The 20670-nt window shown below is 46.1% G+C and carries 19 protein-coding genes; 16 read left to right on the forward strand and 3 right to left on the reverse strand.

The annotated features are described in order from the left end of the window. Positions 1 to 236: 236 nt before the first annotated feature. Positions 237 to 2033: an ABC transporter ATP-binding protein gene (locus PK654_RS04945; protein WP_271697985.1), complete on the forward strand. Its 1797-nt coding sequence runs from the start codon at positions 237 to 239 to the stop codon at positions 2031 to 2033. Positions 2034 to 2035: 2 nt separating this feature from the next. Beyond that, positions 2036 to 2518: a GNAT family N-acetyltransferase gene (locus PK654_RS04950; RefSeq protein ID WP_271697986.1), complete on the forward strand. Its 483-nt coding sequence runs from the start codon at positions 2036 to 2038 to the stop codon at positions 2516 to 2518. Between the two features lie 94 nt (positions 2519 to 2612). Here PK654_RS04950 and rne read toward each other — a convergent pair whose 3' ends face one another. Further along, positions 2613 to 5561: a ribonuclease E gene (gene rne / locus PK654_RS04955; RefSeq protein WP_271697987.1), complete on the reverse strand. Its 2949-nt coding sequence runs from the start codon at positions 5559 to 5561 to the stop codon at positions 2613 to 2615. Between the two features lie 627 nt (positions 5562 to 6188). Between rne and rluC the strand changes: the two genes are divergently transcribed. Continuing rightward, positions 6189 to 7133 (forward strand): 23S rRNA pseudouridine(955/2504/2580) synthase RluC, encoded by a 945-nt coding sequence (rluC, locus tag PK654_RS04960; protein WP_271697988.1) that lies wholly within the window; start codon positions 6189 to 6191, stop codon positions 7131 to 7133. 35 nt (positions 7134 to 7168) lie between these two features. Here rluC and PK654_RS04965 read toward each other — a convergent pair whose 3' ends face one another. After that, positions 7169 to 7750 carry a Maf family protein gene (locus PK654_RS04965; protein WP_271697990.1) on the reverse strand — a complete coding sequence of 194 codons (582 nt, stop codon included), beginning with the start codon at positions 7748 to 7750 and terminating at the stop codon, positions 7169 to 7171. Positions 7751 to 7902: 152 nt separating this feature from the next. Here PK654_RS04965 and yceD point away from each other — a divergent pair, with 152 nt between their 5' ends. The 13 genes from yceD to PK654_RS05030 all read left to right on the forward strand — a co-directional run bounded on the left by yceD (position 7903) and on the right by PK654_RS05030 (position 18671). After that, positions 7903 to 8427 carry a 23S rRNA accumulation protein YceD gene (yceD, locus tag PK654_RS04970; protein ID WP_271697991.1) on the forward strand — a complete coding sequence of 175 codons (525 nt, stop codon included), beginning with the start codon at positions 7903 to 7905 and terminating at the stop codon, positions 8425 to 8427. A gap of 33 nt (positions 8428 to 8460) precedes the next feature. Beyond that, positions 8461 to 8631, forward strand: a complete 171-nt coding sequence (gene rpmF, locus PK654_RS04975) for a 50S ribosomal protein L32 (RefSeq protein ID WP_271697992.1) — start codon at positions 8461 to 8463, stop codon at positions 8629 to 8631. Between the two features lie 9 nt (positions 8632 to 8640). Beyond that, on the forward strand, positions 8641 to 9666 hold the full coding sequence (plsX, locus tag PK654_RS04980) for a phosphate acyltransferase PlsX (protein WP_271697993.1): 1026 nt from the start codon (positions 8641 to 8643) through the stop codon (positions 9664 to 9666). Between the two features lie 5 nt (positions 9667 to 9671). Further along, positions 9672 to 10628, forward strand: coding sequence for a beta-ketoacyl-ACP synthase III (locus PK654_RS04985; protein ID WP_271697994.1), 957 nt, complete (start codon positions 9672 to 9674; stop codon positions 10626 to 10628). 71 nt (positions 10629 to 10699) lie between these two features. Continuing rightward, positions 10700 to 11623, forward strand: coding sequence for an ACP S-malonyltransferase (gene fabD / locus PK654_RS04990; RefSeq protein WP_271697995.1), 924 nt, complete (start codon positions 10700 to 10702; stop codon positions 11621 to 11623). A gap of 16 nt (positions 11624 to 11639) precedes the next feature. Beyond that, entirely contained in the window at positions 11640 to 12377 is a 738-nt protein-coding gene (gene fabG, locus PK654_RS04995) for a 3-oxoacyl-ACP reductase FabG (RefSeq protein WP_271697996.1), read from the forward strand. A gap of 166 nt (positions 12378 to 12543) precedes the next feature. Then, on the forward strand, positions 12544 to 12777 hold the full coding sequence (acpP, locus tag PK654_RS05000) for an acyl carrier protein (RefSeq protein WP_004406112.1): 234 nt from the start codon (positions 12544 to 12546) through the stop codon (positions 12775 to 12777). A 97-nt stretch (positions 12778 to 12874) separates the two neighbouring features. Then, positions 12875 to 14122 (forward strand): beta-ketoacyl-ACP synthase II, encoded by a 1248-nt coding sequence (fabF, locus tag PK654_RS05005; RefSeq protein ID WP_271698097.1) that lies wholly within the window; start codon positions 12875 to 12877, stop codon positions 14120 to 14122. Positions 14123 to 14489: 367 nt separating this feature from the next. Beyond that, the gene (pabC, locus tag PK654_RS05010; RefSeq protein ID WP_271698098.1) at positions 14490 to 15293 is read left to right on the forward strand and encodes an aminodeoxychorismate lyase; all 804 of its coding nucleotides are present in this window, start codon (positions 14490 to 14492) and stop codon (positions 15291 to 15293) included. After that, a complete protein-coding gene (gene mltG, locus PK654_RS05015; protein ID WP_271698099.1) occupies positions 15290 to 16303 on the forward strand; it encodes an endolytic transglycosylase MltG in 1014 nt (337 codons plus the stop codon). Before pabC ends, mltG begins: the two co-directional genes overlap by 4 nt. After that, positions 16303 to 16938, forward strand: a complete 636-nt coding sequence (tmk, locus tag PK654_RS05020) for a dTMP kinase (RefSeq protein ID WP_271698100.1) — start codon at positions 16303 to 16305, stop codon at positions 16936 to 16938. The genes mltG and tmk overlap by 1 nt, the downstream gene beginning before the upstream one ends. Positions 16939 to 16944: 6 nt before the next feature. Continuing rightward, on the forward strand, positions 16945 to 17910 hold the full coding sequence (gene holB / locus PK654_RS05025) for a DNA polymerase III subunit delta' (protein ID WP_271698101.1): 966 nt from the start codon (positions 16945 to 16947) through the stop codon (positions 17908 to 17910). Then, positions 17901 to 18671, forward strand: a complete 771-nt coding sequence (locus tag PK654_RS05030; protein WP_271698102.1) for a TatD family hydrolase — start codon at positions 17901 to 17903, stop codon at positions 18669 to 18671. Before holB ends, PK654_RS05030 begins: the two co-directional genes overlap by 10 nt. Before the next feature lie 234 nt (positions 18672 to 18905). Here PK654_RS05030 and ptsG read toward each other — a convergent pair whose 3' ends face one another. After that, positions 18906 to 20294, reverse strand: coding sequence for a PTS glucose transporter subunit IIBC (ptsG, locus tag PK654_RS05035; RefSeq protein WP_271698103.1), 1389 nt, complete (start codon positions 20292 to 20294; stop codon positions 18906 to 18908). Positions 20295 to 20670: the final 376 nt, after the last annotated feature.

The raw sequence follows: 20670 nt of genomic DNA on the forward strand, positions 1-20670 counted from the left end.
TCATACTGGAAATAGCGATAAACAAACCCTCCGCGCCAAGGATGGCGCGGCGGAGCCTCATGGATGGGGGTTATGCGTGTTTGTGTTCGCTATTTGCCAAAGTGACTTATATTTAACAACAGTTAGTTAGCCGTCCGATCATATAGTCAAGTAATCTAAGAAGTGGTTCTGAACTCTGCATCTTGAGGTCACTTGGGTATAATAGAGAGGACGGCTTTTTAAATTGGAAGTAAATCGTGTCGGACAACGCCTTATTTGAACTCAATACAAAATGGTTACTCAGGGAAGCGGGTAAGCATAAAAACAAACTGATTTTTGCCAATATCGTGGCTCTGTTTGCTGCCCTTATCAGCATTCCTATTCCGCTGTTACTACCCTTATTGGTGGATGAAGTTTTACTTGGCCAGCCGGCTGGCGGATTAAACCTGCTCAACTATCTGTTGCCTGAATCTCTACAAACTCCGCAGGGCTATATAGCACTTGTGCTGCTGCTGGTAATTGTAATGCGGATCAGCAGTCAGGCACTGAATATTCTTCAGACAAGGCAGTTTACCCTTATCTCTAAAACCCTTACCTGCTTTTTGCGTCAGCAGATCTTAGCCAAGCTGGGCAGAATCAGCATGCGCCAATACGAAGAGCGGGGCAGCGGGGCACTAACCTCTCATCTGGTTACCGATATAGAAACCATAGACAGCTTTATCAGTTCCAGCCTTAGTCGCTTTGTTGTCAGTGTATTAAGCACTATTGGTATCTCACTGGTGCTTTTCTGGCTCGACTGGAAACTGGCACTGTTTATCATTCTGCTTAACCCGGTGATTATCTACTTCTCCAAAAAGATGGGGCAACGGGTTAAGGTACTGAAAAAACGCGAAAACAGATCTTTTGAGCGTTTTCAGCAGCGGTTGGTGGAGACACTGGACGGCCTGTATCAGCTTCGTGCTTCAAACCGGGAAAGAGAGTACCTGAACAGGCTAAAGCAAGATGCCGAATCTATCCGGCAGGATGCCGACAGCTTCGCATGGCAGTCCGATGCGGCGAACCGAATCTCTTTTCTGCTATTCCTGTTGGGCTTTGAAGTTTTCCGCGCCGTTTCAATGGTGATGGTGCTGTGGGGCGACCTTACTGTGGGGCAGATTATTGCAGTATTTGGTTATCTATGGTTTTTGCTCTCGCCGATACAGGACTTGTTAAGCATTCAATATTCATGGTTTGGTGCTTCAGCGGCAATGAAACGGTTAAACAGCATTCTTCATCTGGAAGAGGAGCAGAAGAGTCGGGCGGTTATCAACCCATTCCAGCCTAATACTTCGTTTGATATTGAACTGAAAAATATCGATTTTTCTTATAATGAAGAGCGAAAGATTATCGATGATCTCAGCCTGCATATTCCGCAAGGTAAGCGGGTGGCACTGGTCGGCGCCTCCGGTGGCGGTAAATCTACCCTGATCCAGTTGCTGCTCGGTATTTATCAGAAAAATAGCGGCGAGATATTGATAAACGGTCACCCCATTGAGCAAGTCGGTTATGACCAGTTACGGGAGAAACTGGCCGTTGTATTGCAGCAGCCGATGATTTTTAACGATACGTTAAGAGAAAATCTGACGCTCGGTGAAGAGATAGCAGAGAGCCGCTTGTGGCATGCGCTGGAAGTCGCCCAGCTTAAAGAGTTTGTCGAAGGCTTGAGTGATACCCTTGATGCAGAACTTGGCCGTCAGGGGGTACGTCTGTCAGGAGGACAGAGACAGAGGCTGGCGATTGCCCGTATGGTACTGGCTAACCCGGATCTGGTTATTCTGGATGAAGCAACTTCAGCACTGGATACCTCGACAGAAGCAGCATTACATTCGGCACTAAATGAGTTTCTTGACGGCAGGACGGTACTGATTGTGGCTCACCGGTTGTCGGCAGTGAAACAAGCTGATTTGATCTATGTGCTGGAGGACGGCAAGGTGATTCAGACCGGCCGCCACCATGAACTGGTTAATGAGGACGGGCTGTATCAGACTCTATACGGTTCTCTTCAGGCAGGCTAGTGATGCTAAGACCATTTGAAAAGCCGGACTACCCTCTGCTTATAAGCTGGATTAATAGTGAAAAGCTTAACCGGCTTTGGGGATCAACGACTTATTCCTTTCCTCTTACGAAGCAGAGTATTGCTCAGCACTGCTCTAAAGCAGAAATCAGCGCTTTTCTGTTTCTGGTAGAGGGTAAAGAAGCTGGTTTTGCTGAACTTTGCCGTGTATCACAAGGGCATTACCGGATCTGCCGGGTATTTATTGCTGATAAGTACCGCGGAAAAGGTTTCTCTGAGGTTATGCTGACGGAGTTAATCTGTCTGGCTGAGAATGAATATAACTGCTCAGAACTGAGCCTGCGTGTCTTTGCTCATAACCGTGCTGCAGTTGCTTGTTATCACTCTCTGGGATTTGTTATTACATCAACTGAGAAAGGCGTGTTAATGCTTGAGGGAGAGCAGTGGGATCTGTTATTGATGCATAAATACCTAAAGTCAGGGTAGCTTAAGCAAAACTACTCGCTGTCTTTGAGTAATAAACTGCAGGCAATAAAAAAGCCGGATATCAAATCCGGCTTTTTTGTCACTGATTTTTCAGTTAGCTGAAGTCAGGTTTTGTCATTTCAGCAAATGCTTTATTACTGGCTGCCTGACTGCCTGCGCCTTTACCCTGGAACATTTGATCACGGAAAGGAGCGGCAACCACTTCAATCTCTTTGATCTCCTGAGGACCCGGCGCTTTAGCCATTGCAGAGCTTGCATGTGATTTACGCTGAACCGGTGCAGGTTTTTCTTCTGCTACTTGTTTTACGGCTACCGGTTCTGCGACAGGAGCCGGTTCAACAGCTTCAGGTTGTTGTACTTCAACTTTTTCTTCCACAACAACTGCTTCTGGTTCTGCAACTACAGCTTCAACTGCAACTTCTTCCGCTTTCTCAACCTGAGGTGCCGGCTGAGGGCTGGTTTCTGCTACCGTTTGTACGGTTTCAGTTGTTTGCACAGTTTCAGTTACAGCGGCTTCTGCCTGAAGCTCTACAGTCACTTTCTCTTCTGCGGCTTTCAGGATAATAACTTTACCCATTGCCATTTCAGGACATGAGAATCCGCCCAGAGTCAGCAGTTCCGTATCACGCTTCTTATTGCGATTACGTTCCCTGCGCTTAGGTTTCGGCAGGTCGTATTTCGGCATAACTTTACCCATCGCCATCTCAGGAGAGGCTACACCACCTTTACGCAGGCGGAATGGGTTTGGTCTGCGATCACGGCCACGACGACGACGCTGTCCGCTGGCACGAAGATGACGAGGAGAACGACGGCTACGACGCTTGTTTTCTTCCTTCTCAACTTCAACTGCTGGCTTAGCGGCTTCTGCTACTGCAGCTTGTTCTGCAACAATAGCAGCTGAATCAACAACATTCTGCTCTTCAGCCGCTTTACCACGAACCTTCTTCTGTAGCTGGCGACGTTGACGACGCTGTTTAACCTGTACGGTTTTCTCTTCAGCTGAACTATCAGACTGAGCATCAGCAGCAAGTTGCTTACCTTGTTCGGCTAGTTTAGAAGGAGCTTTGTTGCCTTTTCTCTCCTGCTTGCCTTTACGGTTCTGCTCTTTGCGTTGCTCTTGTTTGTTAGTTTGCTGCTCATCATCGCGGCTTGGCTTACGCTTACGGCGATTCTGATCTCTGTCTTGGTCACGCGAACCATCGCGATTATTGCGGCGACGGTTATCGTTACGGTCACGGCGATCGCGACGGTTACGATTATTGCGGTTGTTTCTTGGTTTTTGCTCTTTCTTCTCTTCTTTTACTTCTTCTTCCGAAGAGCCGGAGAACAGATTACCAAGAGCTTTAAACAGTTTTGCAAACAGACCCGGCTGGCTTGGCTGAGGTTTCTTCTCAACTGGCTTAGGTGCCGGTGCTGGTGTTGGTGCAGACTGAGCAGGACCTGCGAACCCTTGCAGGGCTGGCTCTTCGATCTTGCGAGGCTTAATTTCAGCTTCTTCCGGCTCAGCGGCTTCTGCTTCTTTCAGCGCTTCCAGTTTCTTAGGCAACAGATAAGAGAGTAGTTCCTGCTCTTCGCCTTCACGGATACGGACGACCTCAAAGTGAGGTGTTTCCATATCTGAGTTCGGAACGATAATAATCTTAACTTTCTGCGACTTCTCAATATGGTTCACTGAACGACGTTTTTCGTTCAGCAGGTAAGAAGCAATGGCAACAGGTACGATGGCCATAACCTGAGAGCTGTTGTCTTTAAGGGCTTCTTCCTCAATCAGACGCAGTACTGACAGAGCCAGAGACTCGTTGTCACGTACAACACCAGTACCCATACAGCGAGGACAGATGTGATGGCTCGCTTCTGCCAGAGACGGGCTCAGGCGCTGACGGGACATCTCAAGAAGACCAAAGCGGGAGATACGACCGATCTGTACACGTGCACGGTCCATACGGACAGCTTCACGAAGACGGCTCTCTACTTCACGCTGGTGGCGAACCGGTGTCATATCGATAAAATCGATTACAACCAGACCACCTAAGTCACGAAGACGTAGCTGACGGGCAATCTCGTCTGCGGCTTCAAGGTTAGTATTCAGGGCTGTTTCTTCAATATCGCCGCCTTTAGTTGCACGGGCGGAGTTGATATCGATAGAAGTGAGTGCTTCAGTCGGATCGATAACAATTGAGCCGCCGGACGGAAGACGAACTTCACGCTGGAAGGCTGATTCAATCTGGCTTTCGATTTGGTAGTGACTGAACAGAGGCACTTCGCCGTCGTACTTCTTAACTCTGTTAAGGAAGTCCGGACGAACAAACTGAATATGCTCACGGGCGCGCTCATAGATGCTGTTGCTGTCAATCAGGATCTCACCGATATCACGGCGCAGGTAGTCACGGATTGCACGAACAATCACGTTACTCTCCTGATGGATCAGGAACGGAGCAGGTCTGGACTCGGCCGTCTCTTTAATCGCTTCATGGCGGTTAAGAAGAAGGTTAAGGTCCCATTCCAGCTCTTCAGCACTTTTACCAACACCTGCGGTACGAACAATCAGGCCCATGCCCTGAGGCAGTTCCAGCGTGCTCAATGCGGCTTTTAGTTGTGTGCGTTCATCACCTTCGATACGGCGGGAAATACCACCGGCGCGAGGGTTATTCGGCATCAGAACAAGATAGCTACCGGCAAGAGAGATAAAAGTGGTTAGTGCCGCACCTTTGCTACCGCGTTCCTCTTTTTCAACCTGCACAATAACTTCCTGACCTTCCTCAAGTACTTCTTTAATACTTGGGCGGCCTTGATAGGTATAACCATCAGGGAAATAATCTTTTGCAACTTCTTTTAGAGGGAGGAAACCGTGTCGTTCAGCGCCGTAATCAACAAATGCGGCTTCAAGACTTGGTTCAATGCGGGTGATACGTCCTTTGTAGATATTCGCTTTTTTTGATTCGTGGCCAGGGCTTTCGATATCAAGATCGAAAAGTCGCTGTCCGTCAACCAAAGCGACACGCAACTCTTCTTTTTGAGTTGCGTTAATTAACATTCTTTTCATTGTAGAAATTCTCGTTTTTTCTCTATTTTTGATTGTTACTTGCCGCTGCGCGTCGATACTGATGGCGTCTGATCCCATGGTTTATTAGTTGCAACCTCACGGCTGGAAGGGATGCTCTCGGACACTCCAGTTATCAGGAAATAATAAAATCCTGATCCACACTTTTGGTGGTTAATACTCAACATCAGTAAACGATGAGTAGTGCGACAAGCAAGCTCTATTCTCAATGTCTTACGCCAGTTGCTGCATTTTGATATAGGGCGATCTACTCATTCTGCTGACTAAAAGGCAATCGATAAAGTTCAAAATATAATCAATTCGCCTATTACAGGTGTGAACTATAGCAGTGAAGGGCAATTTCAGCAATCTGCTTTGTTATAAACAGGGGTGGTTTTTTATTTTGTTTGCAAAAATAAGACAGTTAACATAATGAAAAATAAATATTTATTGCCTTTGATTTCCCGTTTGTCCAAATTTAATCCCAGAATTTATACACAATCTGTTCTGATAAGAATTTTTTAGCTGAGTCCGGTGTTTAGTGACAAGTAATGTTGGATTTTTTTCCTTTTCCGGCAAGTTATCAATAAAAAGTGATAATTCACCTGTTTGAGTGCTAAAATACGCGCCATGAATGAGATAAAAACCCAAGTACAGTTTATTGATATTGATGCGGATATGGCCGGTCAGCGTATCGATAACTTTCTGAAAAACCAGTTAAAGAACGTACCAAAAAGCCTGATTTACAGAATTATCCGTAAAGGCGAGGTGCGGGTGAATAAAAAACGCGTTAAAGCCGAATATAAGCTTAAGGCGCAAGATATTGTCCGGGTTCCGCCCGTTAAGGTTGAGCAGAGTGAGTCACCGGCTCCTTTGAGTACCAAGCTGGATAAAGTTGCTCAATTAGAGTCTTGCATCATCTTTGAAGATGACCATCTGCTGATACTGAATAAACCGTCTGGTACTGCAGTACACGGCGGAAGCGGGCTTAAGTTTGGTGCCATTGAAGCATTAAGGGCACTCAGGCCGGAAGCCCGTTTTCTTGAACTGGTTCATCGTATCGACAGAGATACATCAGGCATTTTGCTTGTTGCCAAGAAACGCTCTGCCTTAAGACAACTGCAGGAGCAGTTCCGAAATAAGACGGTACAAAAGTATTACTACGCTTTAGTAATGGGGCGTTGGAAGCCAAGTTGCAAAGTGGTTAATGCTCCGCTGCTGAAAAATGAAGTTAATAGCATTGTCAGGGTAAATCCCAACGGTAAAGCGTCAGAAACCCGCTTTAAGATAATAGAAGCGTTTGATGAAGCGACATTAATTCAGGCGAGCCCGATTACCGGCCGTACTCATCAGATCCGGGTTCATACTCAATACACTGGCCATCCTATTGCCTGGGATGACAGATATGGTGACAGACGTTTTGATGCTTATACCGGCAAGTGCGGTTTGGACAGGCTCTTCTTGCATGCAGCTCATATCCGTTTTACTCATCCGGCAAAAGGTGAGGTTATGGAGATAGCCGCGGAGATGGAAGATAAACTTAAAGCTGTGCTAAATAAGCTGCGTAATCAGTAAATACCCGAATCAGGCTACGGAGCGATTCCCGTAGCCTATAAAACTACCGAGCCCTGACTTTCAAGCATGGCGATCAACTTTATTAACGGCAGGCCGATAAGAGTATTCGGATCATCCCCTTCCAGCTTTTCAAACAGGGCAATGCCCAAACCTTCACTCATAAAACTGCCGGCACAGTTTAATGGCTGTTCTTTATCTACATAGGATTCAATTTGAGCTTGTGTAAGCTGGCGGAAATGTACCTTAAAGGTATCCAGCTCAACCTGAGCTTTATCTGTTTCTGTGTTGTACAGAGCGATGCCGGTATAAAAGCAGATGGTTTTGCCGCTCGCAGCCATCAACTGTTTAATAGCATTTTCTCTGCTATGAGGTTTACCTACGATTTTATCGTTGATAACACAAACCTGATCAGAACCGATAACCAATGCCGGTTTATCAATATGACAGCTTTTAGCCTTAGTCAGAGCCAGCCTTGTAACCAGTTGCTGAGGTGTTTCATCTGGCAGCGGAGTCTCGTCGCAGTCCGGGCTGGCAAGTTCAAATGGTATCTGCAGTTTATCCAGAATAGACTTCCGGTACTGTGAGGTTGAAGCGAGTATAATGTCAGGCTGATTCATAAGGATTTGATTGTATAAATTTAGAATTGGCTGGCATATTACACCTAATCCCTGCCTCAAAGAACAGTATCGGATAAGGTGATAAAAGAAAGCGCATTTTTTTTCTCTTTTCCTTTGACTCAGAGCGATTTGAAAGATAATATTCGCGCCCTATGCAAAAGGTAAAAATACCGCGTACGGTTGATCCGGCTAAAGCCGCTCAGAAACGACTTGATTACAATGGCATCATTCAAATCAGTCTTTTCAAGCGTTTACTGGAATCAGTCGAAGGCGTAAAACGCGATGCAGAAGTCTCATTGTCATTTGAGCTTGATGAACAGCGATTAGTCGTTATCTCTGGTAAAGCTAACGTCGAAGTCGATTTAGAGTGTCAGCGTTGTAATGAAGTTTTCGCACATGAGTGCGAGGTTCAATTCACTTATACTCCTTACTATAGTGAGAAAAGTGAAGAGGACGCACCGGAAGAGTACGATTTGGTAGATCTGAACGAGTACGGTGAAGTAGACCTCATTCAACTAGTTGAAGACGAGTTCATTTTAGGATTGCCTCAGGTAGCAATGCACGACGAAGCAGATTGTAGCGTTAACTCAAACAACTTGGTATTTGGCGATCTTCCTGAAGAACAAGAGGAAGAGAAACCGAATCCCTTCGAAGTTTTAAAGAACTTAAAACGTTAATTCGTTTAAAGTTAGGACAAAGGAGTAGGGTCAATGGCCGTACAAAAGAGCAAGAAATCACGTTCAATGCGTGGCATGCGTCGTTCACACGATGCGCTAACTACAGCAGCTGTATCTGTAGACGCAACTTCAGGTGAAACTCACCTACGTCACAACGTGACTGCTGACGGTTACTACCGTGGCAAAAAGGTTATCAACAAGTAAGGTTAACCTTTGCAAACTATTACCGTTGCACTTGATGCAATGGGCGGGGATTTCGGTCCCCGCGTAACAGTGCCTGCCGCCGTGCAGGCATTGTCGCATTTCCCTGAGCTGAAAGTGATTCTCACAGGTGATCAACAACTGATCACATCTCAATTATATAAGCTGGGACAACTGCCCGGTTCCCGTTTAATTATCCGGCACACAGAACGTGTGATAGCCAATAGCGAAAAACCTTCTCTTGCACTGCGCAACAGTGACGGAACTTCCATGCGTGTTGCTCTTGATCTGGTCGCTTCAGGTGAAGCTGATGCCTGTCTGAGTGGTGGCAATACCGGTGCCTTGATGGCGCTGTCCCGTTTTCGTTTAAAGCTTCTTCCCGGCATTGAAAGGCCAGCGTTAGTTTCTGCCCTGCCTACAGCACAAAGCAAAAAGACCTGGATGCTGGACTTAGGCGCCAACGTCTCAGTTGATGCAGATACCCTTTTCCAGTTTGCTGTCATGGGCAGTGCTTTGGCACAGGAACATCTGACTAGCGCTCCGAGAGTCGCCATTCTTAATATTGGTGAAGAAGAGATCAAAGGAAATGATTTAGTAAAGCGGTGTGCAGAGATGCTTAGCCAGACAAAATCCATTAATTTCACCGGCTATATAGAAGGTGATCAACTTTTCCATGATGTTGCCGATGTAGTGGTATGTGACGGTTTTGTCGGTAATGTCTGCCTGAAGACATCTGAGGGCGTAGCCCATCTGTTTTTAGGCAAGCTAAAGGCACATATGATGGCATCCAGCCTAAAAGGTTGGATTGCAAGAAAATTATTCTCAGAGTTATTTAATGAGCTAAAAACTCTGAACCCCGACCAGTATAACGGCGCAAGTTTGTTAGGATTGCGCGGCATCGTAATAAAAAGTCACGGAAGTGCTGATGTAGCTGCTATTATCAATGCTATTGGTGAGGCAGTACACGAAGTCAAACGACAAGTACCAAGCCGTATTAGCGATCGCTTAGAGGCGGTTTTACTCGAGAGGCATTATTAGTCTTCATGTTTAGCAAAATTTTAGGAACAGGCAGCTACCTGCCATCTCAAATCCGTTCAAACGCGGATCTGGAGAAAATGGTAGACACCAGTGATGAGTGGATCGTTACCCGTACCGGCATTAAAGAGCGTCGTATCTCTGCCGATGATGAATCAGTATCTGATATGGCGACTCATGCCGCCCGTAACGCTATCGAAATGTCAGGTATCGATCAGGATGACATCGATTTAATTATTGTTGCCACCACTTCTGGTTCACATGCGTTTCCTTCTGCTGCTTGTCAGGTTCAGGCTAACCTTGATATTAAAAACTGTGCAGCGTTTGATTTAGCTGCAGCCTGTTCAGGCTTTGTTTATGCCTTGTCTGTTGCAGATCAGCATATCAAATCAGGCATGTGTAAAAATGTTCTGGTCATTGGTTCTGATGCATTGTCAAAGACCTGTGATCCGCAAGACCGCTCAACCATCATTCTGTTTGGTGACGGAGCCGGTGCCGTTGTTGTCGGTCAGAGCGAAGAGCCGGGCATTATGTCGACGCATATTTATGCAGACGGACACTTCGGTGAACTGCTAAGTCTTCGTTATCCGGAGCGCCGCAGCAACGAAGATATCAATACCTGGCTGCATATGGCAGGAAATGAAGTATTTAAAGTAGCGGTAACTCAGCTTTCGCGTCTGGTTAAAGAGACCCTAAAAGCGAACGGTATGGATAAGTCCGAGCTGGACTGGCTGGTTCCTCATCAGGCCAACTACCGTATTATTTCAGCAACAGCTAAGAAGCTGTCACTGCCGATGGAGCAGGTGGTTGTTACTCTGGATCGCCACGGCAATACCTCAGCGGCTACTGTGCCTACCGCCCTTGATGAGGCCGTTCGTGATGGACGCATTCAGCGCGGTCAGACAGCACTGCTGGAAGCCTTCGGTGGTGGTTTTACCTGGGGCTCAGCTCTAATCAAGTTTTAATCTAATTTTTAATCAGGATGGACCTGCTGGTGCATCCTGCTGTTATTGCATTGCTTAAAGGAAAATAAACTATGAGCAAGTTTGCTATTGTATTTCCGGGTCAGGGTTCACAGGCAGTTGGTATGCTTGCGGAACTTGGCGAAAAATTTGAGGTCGTAAAACAGACTTTTGCTGAGGCGTCTGAAGCCCTTGGTTATGATCTGTGGGCACTGGTTCAGCAAGGACCGGCAGAAGACCTTAACCAGACTTTCCGTACTCAGCCTGCGCTGCTTGCATCATCTGTTGCTATCTGGCGTGTCTGGCAGGAGCTTGAGATGGATCAGCCAGAACTATTGGCAGGTCACAGTCTGGGTGAGTACTCAGCACTGGTTTGCGCTGGTGTGATTGACTTTAAACAAGCGATCAAGCTGGTTGAGCTTCGTGGCCAACTGATGCAGGAAGCAGTACCGGCTGGCGTTGGTGCTATGTATGCCATTATCGGTCTGGACGATGAGTCTATTGCTAAAGCTTGTGAGGAAGCAGCACAAGGCGAAGTAGTTTCTCCGGTAAACTTTAACTCACCTGGTCAGGTGGTTATTGCCGGTAACAAGGCCGCTGTTGAACGTGCTGGTGCGTTATGTAAAGAAGCGGGCGCTAAGCGCGCTCTGCCTCTGCCGGTATCAGTACCTTCACACTGTGCACTAATGAAGCCTGCTGCGGATAAGCTGGCTGAAGCGCTGAAAGAGATTGAATTTAATGCTCCTTCGGTTGCTGTTATCAACAACGTTGATGTAGCACCGGAGAGCGATCCAGCCAAGATTAAAGATGCGCTGGTAAGACAACTGCACAGTCCGGTTCGCTGGACTGAGGGCGTTCAGAAGATGAACGAGCAGGGTGTTGAGAAATTGTATGAGTTAGGCCCGGGTAAAGTTCTGACCGGTCTGACAAAACGAATCGTAAAATCTATGACGGCAGCAGCAGTAAATGATGCCGCGTCACTGGATGCAGCGAAATAAGGTTAGAGAGAATAGAATGAAAAATCTAGAAGGCAAGATTGCACTGGTAACCGGTGCCAGCCGTGGCATCGGCCGCGCAATTGCTGAATTGCTGGTAGAACGTGGTGCGACAGTAGTCGGCACTGCTACCAGTGACAAAGGTGCTGAAGCTATTAGTGAGTATCTTGGTGATAACGGCAAGGGAATGGCGCTGAACGTGACTGACTCTGACTCGATTCAAACAGTATTAAAAAATATCGCTGATGAATTTGGCGGTTTGGATATTCTGGTTAATAATGCAGGTATTACCCGCGATAACTTGTTGATGCGTATGAAAGATGACGAGTGGACAGATATCATGGATACTAACCTGACATCAATTTTCCGTCTGTCTAAAGCTGTGTTACGCGGAATGATGAAAAAACGTAACGGCCGCATCATCAATGTCGGTTCAGTGGTTGGTACTATGGGCAACGCTGGTCAGACTAACTATGCGGCAGCAAAAGCAGGTGTAATCGGCTTCACTAAATCAATGGCAAGAGAAGTAGCGTCTCGCGGTGTTACCGTGAATACGGTTGCGCCAGGGTTTATTGAAACTGATATGACGAAAGCACTGAACGATGAGCAGCGTGCTGTAACATTGTCTCAGGTGCCGGCTGGTCGCTTGGGTGATCCTCGCGAGATAGCATCAGCAGTAGCATTTTTAGCTTCTCCAGAAGCCGCTTATATTACCGGCGAAACGCTTCATGTGAATGGCGGAATGTACATGGTTTAAATTTTATGCAGTTTTTATGCATGATTTAAGTCAAAAATTGTAGTAATTTCGGTTAAAATCGTGAAAATTGTGGTTTGACCAGCAAGGTCAGTCTTGCAACTTTTAAAAGTTTGAATAAACTACGGAAAAACATCGCATATTGCGAAGTCTGTAAAGGAAAAATAAAATGAGCAACATCGAAGAACGCGTAAAGAAAATCATTGTTGAACAACTAGGTGTAGACGAAGCAGAAGTTAAAAACGAAGCTTCTTTCGTTGACGATCTAGGTGCTGATTCTCTAGACACTGTTGAGCTTGTAATGGCTCTAGAAGAAGAATTCGACACTGAGATTCCAGATGAAGAAGCTGAGAAAATCACTACTGTTCAAGCTGCTATCGACTACGTAAACAGCGCTCAGTAATAGTTCTCTCCCAGGCGGTCATCCTTGACCGCCTGAGTTTTACCAAATATCCTTTTATCCTCACACTATCAATAATTCAATCCCGGAGAATAGAGTCGTGTCCAAGCGTCGTGTTGTAATCACTGGCATGGGTATGTTGTCACCGGTAGGCAACAATGTAGAATCCTCGTGGAAAGCCCTGTTAGCAGGTCAAAGTGGTATCGTTGATATCGAGCACTTTGATACATCCGAATTCACTACTCGTTTTGCAGGTCTGGTTAAAGACTTTGACTGTGAAGCGTATATGTCTAAGAAAGATGCCCGGAAAATGGATCTGTTTATCCAGTACGGCATCGCAGCTGGTATGCAGGCACTGGATGACTCTGGTTTGCCTGTAACAGAAGAGAACGCAGCCCGCGTTGGTGTTGCTATTGGCTCTGGTATTGGCGGTTTAGGCTTAATTGAAACAGGCCATAGTGCGTTGGTGAACAAAGGTCCACGTAAGATCAGTCCTTTCTTTGTTCCGTCTACCATTGTGAACATGATTGCCGGTCACCTTTCTATTATGAAAGGCCTGCGCGGTCCGAATATCGCTATCTCTACGGCTTGTACTACTGGTCTGCACAATATCGGTCACGCTGCCCGTATGATCGCTTATGGTGATGCAGACGCTATGGTCGCCGGTGGTGCGGAAAAAGCATCTACACCTCTTGGTATGGGCGGTTTTGCTGCCGCTAAAGCGCTTTCTACCCGTAACGATGAGCCGCAAAAAGCGTCTCGCCCTTGGGATAAAGACAGAGATGGCTTTGTTCTGGGTGATGGTGCCGGTGTGATGGTACTGGAAGAGTACGAACACGCCAAAGCCCGTGGTGCCAAAATCTACTGTGAGCTGGTTGGCTTCGGTATGAGTGGTGATGCTTACCATATGACAGCACCAAGTGAAGACGGTTCAGGTGGTGCTCTGGCAATGGAAGCGGCTATGCGTGATGCTGGTGTTACTGGTGAGCAGATCGGTTATGTTAACGCACACGGTACTTCTACACCGGCTGGTGACGTTGCTGAGCTGAGAGGCATTAAGCGCGCTCTGGGTGAAGAAGGTTCTAAGCAGGTGCTGGTTTCTTCAACCAAGTCTATGACTGGTCACCTTCTGGGTGCAGCGGGCTCTGTTGAAGCGATTATCACCGCTATGAGTCTGGTAGACCAAATGGTTCCGCCGACAATCAATCTGGACAATCCGGATGAAGGTTGTGATATAGACCTTGTTCCTCACACTGCCCGTAAAGTGGATATGGAATATGCCCTTTGTAACTCGTTTGGATTTGGCGGAACCAATGGTTCGCTGATCTTTAAGAAAGTAAGCGAGTAACTGCGGAAAGGTAAGACTTAAAGTCATACCCATAAAGTAGATAACGGCCTGATGTTTTGCATCAGGTCGTTTTTATTTGCGCTACAGCATTATTCATCAAGAGTTTGTCGCAAAGGAAACAGCGATAAGCAAACCCTCCGTGCCAGGGAGGGCACGGCGGAGCCCCATGGATGGGTTTACGCGTGTTTGTATTCGATGTTTGTTAGAGTGACTTCCATTAAGGTCACGTTATTTTGGCTGAGCTATTGCTTATATTTTCGTACCTGAAAGATCAACAGACCTTAATGTCTGGTATGATTACGCTTCATTTTTTGCAAGCTTGAAAAGGTAACGCTGACTTGCGTCGATAAGATGATTGAGGTGAGAGATGTTTTGGGTTAACGGAGAACCCGCCACACAAGTGTCTGTTTCTGACCGTTCATTTCAGTATGGTGATGGTTGCTTTACCACCATATTGACACGAAATGGTAAGCCGGAGTTCTGGCAGTTTCACAAGGAACGGTTGCAGGCTTGTCTGGATCTGCTGGAGATTACTCAGCCTGACTGGCAGCAGGTACTGTTGTGGCTGGAGAAAGCAGCACTAACGGAACAGCAAGCTGGCTTAAAGCTGCATATCAGCAGGGGAGCCTGCGGCAGGGGCTACAGCCCGCTTGGAATATGCACGCCACAAATTACTATTAGCCACTTTGCCTACCCGCAACATTACCCTGACTGGCAAAGTAGGGGAGTAGCGTTAGGCATTTGTCAGCGCCGTCTGGGTCATAACCCTATGCTGGCCGGACATAAGCATAATAATCGTCTGGAGCAGGTATTAATTAAGTCAGAGGCGGATAAGCTGGGTTATCAGGATGCGCTGGTTTTTGATATTCAGCATAAGGTGATTGAAACCACCATGGCGAACCTTTTCTGGGTAAAAGATGGTGTGCTATATACGCCTGACCTGTCTGATTGTGGTGTAGCAGGCGTGGCGCGGCGAAGAGTGCTTCAGCTTGCCGAAAGCTGCGGAATAGAATTAAAAATTGCTCAGTATGAAGCTGAGCACGTTTATAAAGCTGATGAAGTCTTTATAACCAACTCAATACTGACGGTTGCGCCAGTCTGCAAAATTGCAGATAAAGCCTTTCAGATTGGATCACTAACACGAGATTTTCAGAGGAAGTACAGTTCGTGATTAAAAAGTTAACTTTTTTGCTATTGGTTGCTGCGTTCATTGCAGCCGGTGGTTTTTTGTATACCAAGCAGCAGACACAAGCTTATGCAGGGCAGACGCTTAAACTGACAGAAGCGAGTATTCTGACTATTAAAAACGGCAGCAGCTTTACTTCGGTTTTAAAACAACTAGAGAACTCAGGCTGGATTGAAGCCAGTGAGTTTTCTCCTTTGTTAAGGCGTTTTCAGCCTGAACTAACCCATATTAAAGCGGGCACCTTTATGATTCAGCCGGAGATGACGCTGGCTGAAACCCTGCTATTTGTTGCTAAGGGCAAAGAGCATCAGTTTGCCATCACTTTTGTGGAAGGTAGCCGTTTTGATGAGTGGCGCGAGATACTGAAAAACGCTGACCACCTTAGCCATAAGACGGATCAGATGTCCGAAGCAGAAATTGCTGACAAGCTGGGCATTGAAAAACAGAAGCTGGAAGGTTTGTTTCTGGCAGAAACGTATCACTATACCGCCGGTACTTCAGACCTTGAGATTCTTAAGCGGGCAAACAAAGATCTGAAATCAGCCTTGGATGTAAGTTGGGCTTCTAAGCAGGATAAGCTTAAGCTGAAGTCTCCTTACGAAGCACTGATACTGGCTTCGATTATCGAAAAGGAGACTGCGCTGGAGTCAGAAAGAGCGACGGTTTCATCGGTATTTAATAACCGCTTACACCGTGGTATGCGACTTCAGACCGATCCAACCGTAATTTACGGAATGGGTGATAAATATAACGGCAATATCCGTAAAAAGGATCTGCAAACGCCGACAGCATACAACACTTATGTGATTAAAGGCTTACCGCCGACACCAATTGCTATGGTTGGTAAATCGTCCATTGAGGCAGCGCTCAACCCGGAAAAAACCAGTTACCTTTACTTTGTCGCAAGTGGTAAAGGCGGTCATGTGTTTTCCAAGAGCCTGAAAGAGCACAATCGTGCCGTTAAACAGTATTTAAGACAGTTAAGAAAGAAATGATGAATAAGGCAAAATTTATAGTAGTGGAAGGGCTGGAAGGGGCAGGTAAAAGTACTGCTATTTTAGCAATAAAATCCATGCTTAATCAACACGGTGTAGAAGAAATAGTTAATACCCGTGAACCGGGCGGAACCGTACTGGCAGAGAAGATGCGAGCTCTGGTTAAAGAGGAGCATGAAGGCGAAGTTCTGCAGGATATGACCGAGTTACTGCTGATCTATGCTGCCAGAGTTCAGTTGGTAGAAAATGTCATTAAACCGGCTCTTGCAGAAGGTAAATGGGTAGTGGGCGATCGCCATGATATGTCATCTCAGGCTTATCAGGGGGGAGGCCGCCAAATAGATGCCACAGTAATGAGCAACCTTAAACAGGCAACCCTTGGTAACTTTAAGCCGGATCTGACCCTGTATCTGGATCTTGACCCACGGTTAGGGCTAGAGCGGGCAAGAGGACGTGGTGAGCTGGATCGTATCGAGAAAATGGATATCAGCTTTTTTGACCGCTCCAGAGCACGTTATCTGGAACTGGCTGAGCAGGATGATTCTGTTTTAGTGATTGACGCCAGTCAGGACATTGATGGTGTGACGGCAAGTATTAATTTAGCCCTGTCCCAATGGCTGGAATCTAACGGGTAAACAGCTATGCAGCAATTGTATCCGTGGTTAACTCCGGTATGGAAGAAATGGCAGGCGTTAAGTGAAGGCCATGCGGTCTCAGGCGCTATGCTTTGTAGCTCTGCTCAGGGCACGGGATTGCATACGCTGGCAACTTTTTTTGCTAATACTTTGGTATGCCGAAACTCAACGTCGGATCCCTGCGGATTTTGTCACTCATGTGATCTGACTAAATCAGAAAATCATCCTGATATTCATTGGATAACTCCGGAGAAAGAAGGCAAGAACATTACCGTTGAACAGATACGTCAGTGTAACAGGTGGGCTCAGGAGTCTTCTCAGTTAGGGGGTAAACGGGTAATTATTATCAGCCCGGCGGAAGCCATGAATGAATCGGCCTCTAATGCCTTGCTAAAGACGCTGGAGTCTCCGGCAGAACAGTGTGTATTTCTGCTGCTGAGCCGTAACAAGAATAAGCTATTACCGACTATTATCAGTCGCTGCCAGAAGTGGCATATAGCAGAGCCTAATCTGAACGAAACTTACCAGTGGCTTAGTCAACAGGCTCAGGGTGAGGTCAGTTATCACGGTATCCGGTTAAGTCAGGGCGCTCCCCTGACGGCACTGCACTTTTTTGATAATGGTGAGTATAAAACCGCTCAGGAACTGGAAAACAGTTTGCTGTTATTGCTGCAAAACAGTAGCTGTGACTACGGTGCTGTCTGGAAACATGTAAAAGACGATGTACTAATCCGTCTTGGCTGGTTGGCGCTGCTTCTTGCTGACGTGCAGAAGGTACACTTTAATATTGGTGAGCAAGGCTTGAGCCCGGCGGCAGAATCCCTTGCTCAGGTTATATCCTATCAGGCTGCTTATAACGCAGGAACTACACTGGCCGAGCTGAGAAAACAGCTGGCACAGTTCTCCGGCCTGAACAGCGAATTATTATTTATAAATTGGTTGATACAACTACAAGAGGAAATATGTTTGTAGATTCCCACTGTCATTTAGACAAACTTGATTACGACGCTCTGCATGATAGTGTGGCCGATGTTATTCAGAAAGCTAAGCAAGCCAGAGTAACAGAGTTACTCTCTGTCGGAGTGACCCTTGATGCATTTCCGGCCATGATAAAACTGATTGAGCAGTATGATGAAGTGCATGCTTCATGTGGTGTTCATCCTCTGGATGTTGAAAGTCCGTTTTCAGAGCAACTTCTGCGCGAGTACGCAGGCCACAAAAAAGTGGTCGCCATTGGTGAGACCGGTCTGGATTACCATTACCAGCCTGAAACTGCGCCATTGCAGCGTCAGAGGTTTGAACAGCAGGTGGATCTGGCTGTAGAGCTAAACAAGCCATTGATTATTCATACCCGCGATGCAAGAGAAGATACACTGGCTATCTTAAATAACGGCCATGCAGAGAAGTGTGGTGGGGTTATTCACTGTTTTACAGAAGATATGCCATTTGCCCAAAAAGCGATGGAGCTTGGATTCTATATCTCTGTATCCGGCATTGTTACTTTCCGTCAGGCGACAGAACTAAAAGCAGTAGTGAAAGAGTTGCCGTTAGACAGGCTACTGATTGAAACGGATTCGCCGTATCTGGCTCCGGTTCCCCACAGAGGCAAACAGAATCAGCCAGCTTATGTGGTTGAAGTTGCACAATATATTGCGCAGCTAAAAGGAATTTCATTAACGGAAGTCGCTAAAAAGACTACGGATAACTTTAGACAACTATTTTTAAACAGATAGTTTATTTAAGATTAAACCCTGTATCAAAACCACAGTTAAATACTGTGGCTTTTTAATATCTGCCCGATGGCAAAATCTGTAGCACAATTAGAAGCAGTTATTTAGTCAGAGCTTTAGAAAGATAAGAATAAGAAACAGATTTTCAAAATAAAAAAGTCCGGACTAAGCCGGACTTTCTAATAAGCCGGCTTAGGGAAACCGGCTTTTAGCTATTGTAGATTAAGCTAGTGAAAATTATGCAAGTGCTTCAATCTGACCTTTGATGATTTCAGAGTGAGTACCAAATACTGCCTGGAAGTTGTCACCGTTAACGAATACACCAGCCGCACCAAGTTGCTTAAGTTTGTCAGTGTCAACTTTAGATGAATCGTTAACTGTTACACGAAGACGAGTGATACATGCTTCAAGGTCTTTGATGTTCGCTTTACCACCGAATGCTGCAGTGATGTTTGAAGCCAGTTCATCAGTACTTGTATCAGCTTGTACTTTGCTTTCGCTCTCATCTTCACGACCCGGAGTCTGAAGGTTCATCGCCTTAATCAGGAATACGAATACGAAGAAGTAAACCGCTGCGTATGCAAGACCAACCAGTGGAAGCATCCAGCCGTTAGTTGACTGACCGAATAGCAGAGTAAAGTCAAACAGACCGTGGCTGAACGTTGTACCGTGCTTAATACCCAGAACAATCATTACAACGAATGCAGAACCCGCCAGCAGAGCGTGTACAACATACAGTAGTGGTGCAACGAACAGGAATGCGAACTCAATCGGCTCTGTAATACCTGTCAGGAATGAAGTCAGTGCAGCAGAACCAAGGATTGACGCTACAACTTTTTGCTTGTCACTTTTCGCTGTTACGTACATTGCAAGACATGCAGCAGGAAGACCAAACATCTTGAACATGTAGCCACCAGCAAGGTTACCAGCAGTCGGGTCACCAGCAAGATAACGTGGGATTTCACCGCGAACAACTTCACCAGCCGCAGTTGTAAATTCACCTACTTCATAGAAGAACGGTGCGTTCCAGATGTGGTGCAGACCGAATGGAATTAGTGAACGCTCAACGATACCGTAGATACCAAATGCAACTTCAGGAGACTGATAAGCAGCCCAGTGTGAGAATGATGCGATACCTGCACCGATTGGTTGCCATACGATAGCCAGAATTGCTGCTACCACACACGCCGCAAGGGAAGTGATGATAGGAACAAAACGTTTACCGCCGAAGAAACCAAGGTAAGTAGGCAGTTTAATCGCGTGGTAACGGTTGAACAGCTCAGCGGCAACCAGACCCATGATAACACCACCGAATACACCGGTATCTGTACCTTCAGCAACAACGCCAAGTACGCGTGTCATTGTCAGGTAACCCAGAGTTGCTGCCAGTGCTGCAACACCGTCGTTTTTAGTAAAGCCAAGTGCTACACCGATAGCGAATAGCAACGACATGTTTGCAAACACACCCAGACCGGCCTCGGTCATGATCTGTGCAACGATTTCAGGTAAGAATTTTGCTACTTCTGCGTTACCACCGATACCCAGAAGGATACCAGCTGCCGGCATACAAGCTACAGGTAGCATGAGGCTGCGCCCCATTTTCTGCATGGTGCTAAAAAAGTTCATATAACCCCCGTTATACTTTTTAGAATCTATATTTGATTTTTTATTTTCCTGTTAGTTACTTTTAAAAATGTAGAAAATAATTAGCCGTAACTACTCAGAATAAATAATGCTTTTACTACGAGAACTAATAGAAAATTGTTACTGTTATATATATTAACAATCACTTGGTTCTTGTTTGAAAAATAGCGTTTTGTCGACAGGGAATATAATAGGCCTTTTACAAAATACATTTCGAGTCAGTGGTCACGCCCAATGTAACAAAAGGTAACATAGCGCAATGACTGCGTAAGGTTGTGGTAAATTTAGGTTATTATTTACTAGTCAGCTATATTTACCCGGGTTTATGACATCATTTTAGATTACTTGGGTATATTAT

It is taken from the genome of Vibrio sp. SCSIO 43137 (assembly GCF_028201475.1).
GTDB lineage: Bacteria > Pseudomonadota > Gammaproteobacteria > Enterobacterales > Vibrionaceae > Vibrio.

What these genes read in the sequence shown, in the direction of transcription:
- PK654_RS04950 (WP_271697986.1), top strand. Translation starts at nt 2,036, where the DNA reads ATGCTAAGACCATTTGAAAAGCCGGACTACCCTCTGCTTATAAGCTGG.
- rne (WP_271697987.1), bottom strand. Translation starts at nt 5,561, where the DNA reads ATGAAAAGAATGTTAATTAACGCAACTCAAAAAGAAGAGTTGCGTGTC.
- rluC (WP_271697988.1), top strand. Translation starts at nt 6,189, where the DNA reads ATGAATGAGATAAAAACCCAAGTACAGTTTATTGATATTGATGCGGAT.
- PK654_RS04965 (WP_271697990.1), bottom strand. Translation starts at nt 7,750, where the DNA reads ATGAATCAGCCTGACATTATACTCGCTTCAACCTCACAGTACCGGAAG.
- yceD (WP_271697991.1), top strand. Translation starts at nt 7,903, where the DNA reads ATGCAAAAGGTAAAAATACCGCGTACGGTTGATCCGGCTAAAGCCGCT.
- rpmF (WP_271697992.1), top strand. Translation starts at nt 8,461, where the DNA reads ATGGCCGTACAAAAGAGCAAGAAATCACGTTCAATGCGTGGCATGCGT.
- PK654_RS04985 (WP_271697994.1), top strand. Translation starts at nt 9,672, where the DNA reads ATGTTTAGCAAAATTTTAGGAACAGGCAGCTACCTGCCATCTCAAATC.
- fabD (WP_271697995.1), top strand. Translation starts at nt 10,700, where the DNA reads ATGAGCAAGTTTGCTATTGTATTTCCGGGTCAGGGTTCACAGGCAGTT.
- fabG (WP_271697996.1), top strand. Translation starts at nt 11,640, where the DNA reads ATGAAAAATCTAGAAGGCAAGATTGCACTGGTAACCGGTGCCAGCCGT.
- acpP (WP_004406112.1), top strand. Translation starts at nt 12,544, where the DNA reads ATGAGCAACATCGAAGAACGCGTAAAGAAAATCATTGTTGAACAACTA.
- pabC (WP_271698098.1), top strand. Translation starts at nt 14,490, where the DNA reads ATGTTTTGGGTTAACGGAGAACCCGCCACACAAGTGTCTGTTTCTGAC.
- tmk (WP_271698100.1), top strand. Translation starts at nt 16,303, where the DNA reads ATGAATAAGGCAAAATTTATAGTAGTGGAAGGGCTGGAAGGGGCAGGT.
- holB (WP_271698101.1), top strand. Translation starts at nt 16,945, where the DNA reads ATGCAGCAATTGTATCCGTGGTTAACTCCGGTATGGAAGAAATGGCAG.
- PK654_RS05030 (WP_271698102.1), top strand. Translation starts at nt 17,901, where the DNA reads ATGTTTGTAGATTCCCACTGTCATTTAGACAAACTTGATTACGACGCT.
- ptsG (WP_271698103.1), bottom strand. Translation starts at nt 20,294, where the DNA reads ATGAACTTTTTTAGCACCATGCAGAAAATGGGGCGCAGCCTCATGCTA.